Annotated in this window: 5 protein-coding genes; 1 reads left to right on the top strand and 4 read right to left on the bottom strand. The window is 49.7% G+C overall.

Features of this window, described 5'->3' with window-relative positions:
- Window positions 1–562: 562 nt before the first annotated feature.
- Window positions 563–1108 carry a histidine phosphatase family protein gene (locus tag ABJD00_RS03800; protein WP_413848929.1) on the bottom strand — a complete coding sequence of 182 codons (546 nt, stop codon included), beginning with the start codon at window positions 1106–1108 and terminating at the stop codon, window positions 563–565.
- 216 nt (window positions 1109–1324) lie between these two features.
- On the opposite strand from ABJD00_RS03800, the gene ABJD00_RS03795 reads away from it, so the two are divergent.
- A complete protein-coding gene (locus ABJD00_RS03795; protein ID WP_413848927.1) occupies window positions 1325–1600 on the top strand; it encodes a hypothetical protein in 276 nt (91 codons plus the stop codon).
- 734 nt (window positions 1601–2334) lie between these two features.
- Here the strand turns inward: ABJD00_RS03795 and ABJD00_RS03790 are convergent.
- From ABJD00_RS03790 to ABJD00_RS03780, 3 genes are read right to left on the bottom strand one after another with little or no spacing between them, the layout of a single operon-like run.
- The gene (locus ABJD00_RS03790; RefSeq protein WP_413848925.1) at window positions 2335–2967 is read right to left on the bottom strand and encodes a MarC family protein; all 633 of its coding nucleotides are present in this window, start codon (window positions 2965–2967) and stop codon (window positions 2335–2337) included.
- A 13-nt stretch (window positions 2968–2980) separates the two neighbouring features.
- Complete coding sequence (locus ABJD00_RS03785; RefSeq protein WP_413848923.1) at window positions 2981–3283, bottom strand: hypothetical protein; 303 nt, start codon at window positions 3281–3283, stop codon at window positions 2981–2983.
- Between the two features lie 32 nt (window positions 3284–3315).
- The gene (locus tag ABJD00_RS03780) at window positions 3316–4887 is read right to left on the bottom strand and encodes a hypothetical protein (RefSeq protein WP_413853620.1); all 1572 of its coding nucleotides are present in this window, start codon (window positions 4885–4887) and stop codon (window positions 3316–3318) included.
- Between the last annotated feature and the right edge of the window lie 1113 nt (window positions 4888–6000).

Raw genomic sequence — 6000 nt, 5'->3', positions numbered from 1 at the left:
AAACTCACCGCGGTTTAAAACTCACAAGTCAATTTACTGGTGGATAGGAGCAGGCAAAAACTACCTGATTATTGAAGTTAGAAAAGTTCTGTCGATGGGAGTGTTTGCGTGGAGCAACGAAATGTTTAACGATGACGTCTTCCCGACCAAGCACGCTCAAACTCTGAACATCCCACATCACCTGCGGGCTTTTCTTTGGCCGAGGCATTATCTTGGAGGTCGTATCGGGACCAATAGCGGACACTCGTGTTCAACGCAGCTAATGACCTCTTAGAGCCCAAGGCCGTCAGAGTAGAATCGTATATTTCGCTGGTGCGGCAAGTCAGCCACTGAGGCCATCGTGAAAGCTACGCTGCAAAGCGGCTATTACAGCGGCCATTCATTGAAGGCGCAGCGAAATCTGGAGGGCCTTGCGTTGTTCCTGCCCGCGACATGACCCGACGACGAAGATTGACTTCCTCAGGCATTAATCGGGCGTTAAGCATTCAAACCGTCAGACTTACGTGCTGCGGAAAAACTTGCGCTTGCCGTAAACTGTCGTTCCACACCAATGACCCGGCCCCTAGCGAGGGTCAAATTTTACCACTTCGCAGTTTTGAGGTTGGATTCCGGTCAGCGCGCGGATGAAGTTGCCATGAGTCACAATTGCCGTTGAGTGAATACGCTCGCGCTTGAGGAAGGCGGCAAATCCGTCGGCTCTTTCCTGCAAGGTATCGTGAGGTTCAACGGATATGCCTCTGTGGTCTTTTTCGCCGTCATGCCACCAGCAATCATCCAGATGGTCAAAATCAAGATGCGGGTAATCTTTTGCAAGTTCATGTGGCGGACGCCCGACATCGCAACTGTTACTGAGCTGCTCTCGCACGGTAGCATTGATTTGAAACGGCCGTGTGTTTCCAAAAATCAAATGGGCAGTTTGCAGTGTTCTGGTGAACGGCGAAACGATGACGTTTGCAAGCTCAAGCTGATGGATTTCGGCACGTGCCTTCTGAGCCTGAGCCTCTCCAAGCTTTGTGATCGGTGCATCGAAAATCATCGGATCCGGTTTGCTTGGATCATAAACTGCATTGAAGGCCGATTGAGCGTGTCGAATGAGGTATATTGTCACTTTGAATGTATCCGAGTGATGAGAAAGTTTGCATTGCCGTTCAGATCTTTGAGCAAGTTAAGGCATTCACTCTGCTGGCTCCATAGAGAGATACCTGCCACGCCGCCAAATTTCGGCTCCGCACCCGAATGCGGGCGTTTGGTTGGCTTGAGCGATATCAAGGCTCCACTCACCTTGGCTTGATACAATGTTGCACGTTTACGAGGAGAAATAGCAATGATCACAGTGGAAGACGTTGAGGACATGTCTGCCTTAACGCGCGATGAAATCGACGCGCTGGCGGAACACGAACACATCTCTGCATTCGACGCTGCCTTAATGGGCGATTACATGATGCAAATGCACCATGGGCAACAAAAGGTGCAGCGGATGATTTGTGACGATATCCGCGTCGCCCTGCACGACGACAATCTTCCCCATGCGCGCAAATTGTTTGCCGTGCTGCGAGGCTTTTTGGCGGAACATCCAGAGGCCGCTCGCGGAGCAAGCTAAAAGCAAATCACCTTGTTTCGTGAATGTGGCTTCTTGTCGGCTGGTCTGTCCGCGAAGCAGACAGTAGGGCAACTTGCAGCGAATGGCTGCTCTGAGCCCAAAGCACTCGAAAGTCCTTTTTGTGAAACATGACAAGTCCAAGGTCATTTTATGTCATTGTTTTGACCGCTCTGTGACCAGATTGCGGCACGGAACATCGGCTCTCATGGACACTCAGTTTTATATTTTATTTTCAATGTTATACGCAACCTAGAGGCGCCTCAAACTGATGGTAAACAAATCATCCAACCATAGTATGAAATCATACGCACTTAAGTGAAATTTTGATGAGTTGTTCCAAAGTGACCCGGCCAAGTATTCGTTAATCATCGAGACAGTGTTTGGTGTCTCGGTAACGTAGAGAGTAAGCCGCGTGTGTGTGTGGCCTGATGTGTAAATAGTAACGAGTAAGTATGGCGCGCCATGTGTTTTCAGTCTGACGACAGCGGCTTTCATTGCGAAGGTTCAAGTGGTTTCGGGTCTCCCCTCCCGAGACGTAAACACTTGAACCTTCCAGAGCTTCGGACGCAGAGCGAACTGGATGAGCGCGCAGGTTGCCCGACAAAGACATCCGCGTTTCAATCACTTTTGCAAAGTGTCCGCGCTTGCATCCCGACTCTGCTGGATCGACACCCATAGCAAGAACGCGTGGCTCCATTTGATCAGTGAGTGGCGCAAACCTCATCGGTTACTCCTTAAGCAAGACCAGGCAATACCACCTTGACACCCGCCACGATCATTTCCACTGCAATCGCCAGCAAAATCATGCCCATCAGACGCGTCATGATAACGCGCATCGTGCTGGTTAGAACCTTGCCAAAGAATGACGCAAAAAATAGGACAACAAACAACAGTACGAGTAACATACTGACCACGACCCCAATCGCGATCAAGCTTTCAAGATCTTTTGCATGACCTGCATAGATTATCAAAGTCGCTATCGTTCCGGGGCCGACAATCATAGGGAAGGTAATCGGATAGAAGGCCAGCGCGGACAAGTCGGACATATGGGTCTGCTCTTTATCCGTCCCGTGATGCGAGGTGACTTCTTTCCCGTTCAACATCGACCATGCGATATGTGCCAGAACCGCGCCACCGGCGATCCGGAACTGATCAACAGTGATGCCAAAAAAGCCGATGATTTTTTGCCCGGCAAACAGGATCACTGCGCACATAATGGCAGAGAACAAAGTGATCTTCATGGCAAGCATTCTCTGCTGAGCCACGGTAAACCCCGTCGTCAATGCAAGAAAGATCGGTAGATTTACGAAGGGGTTCATTATCGCAAAGAACGCGCCAAAGGCTTTGGTTAGCTCATAATAGTCCATGTGCATTCAACCTTTATGTATCAGCTTTGTTTGCGCGTTGCTGCTCTGTCCCATCAGTGCTCATATCCCGTGAAAAACGCAATTTTCCACGCAACTTAACATGCAAATATGGATATGTCAGAGCATCATTTTCTGAAGTCTGGTTCGTCCGCAAAGCCGCCGTTAACGCTGATTGCAGCGTATGACTGCTCTGAGCCCATTTTTGCCTGATGCTGCGATCTGAACGAATGGCCGCTTTCAGATAGGCGTGCCGAAATTGTCGTGCTTTTATTGTCGATGAACTTTGAAAATGAAAGATGATGGCGAGAGGAAGCATTCTGCAGTCCTAAACAAAAATTCGTCAGAAATTCACTTGAAGTTTGTGGGAAACTCAAGGCCCGCATCGTCGCGTTCCTGTTCCGACAGCAGTTTGATGTCATTGTTGTAAGGTATCTCGGACAATGCAGTAGCATAGCGTTTTAAGATACGCGCATGATACACCAACTTGCGCCTACGAACGGGTGGTAAAGACACAGCCGCAGCGTAAATGGCCCTATCGTTCCCAGGACCCATGTAAAAGTTGCGCGTGTTTGAATAGAGTGACTCGCCGTGGCCGTGCGCCTGAAATTGTTCCATGAACTGAAAATCATAGATGCGCCCGCGTGCAGATACGGGAAGTGTTTCCATCCACTCGCCATAAGCATTCAGAAACCATGGTTCTTCCGAATATTGGCCATACTTCTGAAGCCCCTTACTTCGGTCGTTTCCTGTTAGAAACAACATTTTCAACCCATGGCGGCGGTCGTGCGGTTCTCCATTGCCATATCGATTTATACCCCGCTCCCAGAGTACGGCTTTCAAAAGGTCAGTTGTGTACCCACGCAATAGAATTCCACCCTCGGGCACCATTTGAGTTACGGCAAGCGTACTATCCGCAATTGGAGCAGCACGTGGACGGAAGCCGCGAGAGAACTTAGCAGCTTCACGCATCTGCATAATACCTCCTGCATCGGCTAACTCTTGAACGGCATCCTTGCCATTGATCGTAGTCATGTCCCGCCCGACTGCCGACGCCATGAGACGCGCGACTGCCACGTCTAATGATGTGGCCCAATTGGTTACATGGGAAAACATGAAGTCCACGTCATCCCGATTTTCGAGCGCAGCGGCCAGCAATAGCCTTGTCTCGCGTCCACCACTGAGCGGCAGGATCGTTGGTGTGAATGACTTGGCCAAAGTCGCAATCACCGACTGATGTCGTTCAAAGAACGTCTCGACAGCTGCCTCTTCGGCGGCGGTGTCGTCCTCGGAAACTTCGAGAACAGTACTTTCGGTAGGCCAAAACCGGTGCGTTTCGAGCGAGTGTAGGTCGAGATAGTGGTTTCCCAGTGGGCGCTTTACCCGTGCGTCGGCGGTATGCCCGAACGCGAACCGCGGCCCCGCGTTGATCGCAGCTGGATAGGCCAGCGGGTAGTCATCATTCGCGATAATGCGTCTATTTATTGTCAAATGGAGTGTGGAACCGACTGTGCCCGTGTCAATGTCAAAAACAAAACCAAGCGTATTTCCCGGATCGCCATAAATACGTGCATTTTGCGTGTCTATCAGAACAAAGGCGTACCGCCCGGCACACTCAGACAGATATTTCGCAACCTCGCCATAGTCTTTCATTTTTGCAGTCGCTGCGGCGAGTGTTGTTGAATCAAGAACGATGTCGTTTTTGTCAACGGCAATCCCCAGCACCGCAATGTTCAATGCCAGCCGATCATGAAAGTGGGTCGCGACCCGCAATCCGTTACCAGCAGAAAAATGCCAGTCCGAAAGCCTCCATCTCTCAAATCCGTCTATGGTATGGTCTGCATCGCGCGACAGAATGAACTGCTGCGAGAAGACCTCCAAGGGATTAAGGGAGCGTTTACGGCAGAAGGTAGTGCCAAGCATATTTTTTCTTTCTCCCATGCGCCCATTGACGACTGGCTAACATTTTTGTTTTTGAATGAGAGTCTTTTGGAACTTTTGCAACGCGCATCCACACTTGATTGAATATAGCGAACCAGTGTGACGAATTATACATGCAGATGCCTTTTCAATAGGGTGTTTTAACAAGGAGGTCACAGCCTGTTGTGGCGATAGTTTGCGTGACCGCTATTATGTTAGCCGCAATGAGGCACATATCGATGGAACATCAGTGAGAGACTCAGCTTGCCTTGCGATAGCAGACACTGTTCCACCAAATTCGAATAGCAGCTCCGTCCGCAACTGAGACGTTGGGAATTGGCGCAGCGAACGTCTGATGCTGGAAAAAGCTGCCGTTAAGATTAACGCCTGTTTATAGGTTGCGACCCCATTCTCATTGGCTGAAAAGAAGCGTGCAGACTTATGGGTTCCGTGCTGCTTTATGCGCACCCCTACAACAGCTTGACCCACGTTTGCATGCTTATGCTTCCTGCCTTGCACGGTTATGATGTTACATCGACACCACGAGCGTGTAAGTCATTGACTTATATGTATTATTTTACACACCCCAACGCGAAGTCGGCGATTCGTGCACGCTTATGGTCAATTTGCATATAACGCTTTGATAAATATAAACTATTTATAGACCCCTTAGCTCATGCCCCACATTTTGCTCCACACCAAGGCACAGCAACACTGCGTGGAGGACGTTCGGCATTATGAACTTTCACCGACTCTAAAAGGCCGCAGGGCGGGTCAAACAATTGGTCGTAAAAACCCGAGACCGCGTGGATAACCAAATTCTTGCGTGGTCAAAATTTAAGGTTTGCAAAACGCGATGTCCGCTATCCGCTACTATGCAGTCATCTGACCAAATGACTCATGTGACCGCTTCAAGCCCAAAACAGAAGCCGGTGCAAGCCTGCACCAATGACAGCTTTGAGCCAAGAAAAGAATTGAAATTCTGCTGCCACGAACGAAGGATTGCGACTGCAAAATCAACACCGCATCGCCTTAGTGCGCTTTAAACCCCGATCCCAATCAAAGCCTGCATTGATGGACCTCAATCGCGAAATCTTTTCCTTTAACAATTGGAAA

The organism is Tateyamaria sp., assembly GCF_039945315.1.
Classification (GTDB): domain Bacteria; phylum Pseudomonadota; class Alphaproteobacteria; order Rhodobacterales; family Rhodobacteraceae; genus Tateyamaria.
Note: the sequence above shows the minus strand (reverse complement) of the source record. Positions and strands in the feature narration are given on the sequence as shown.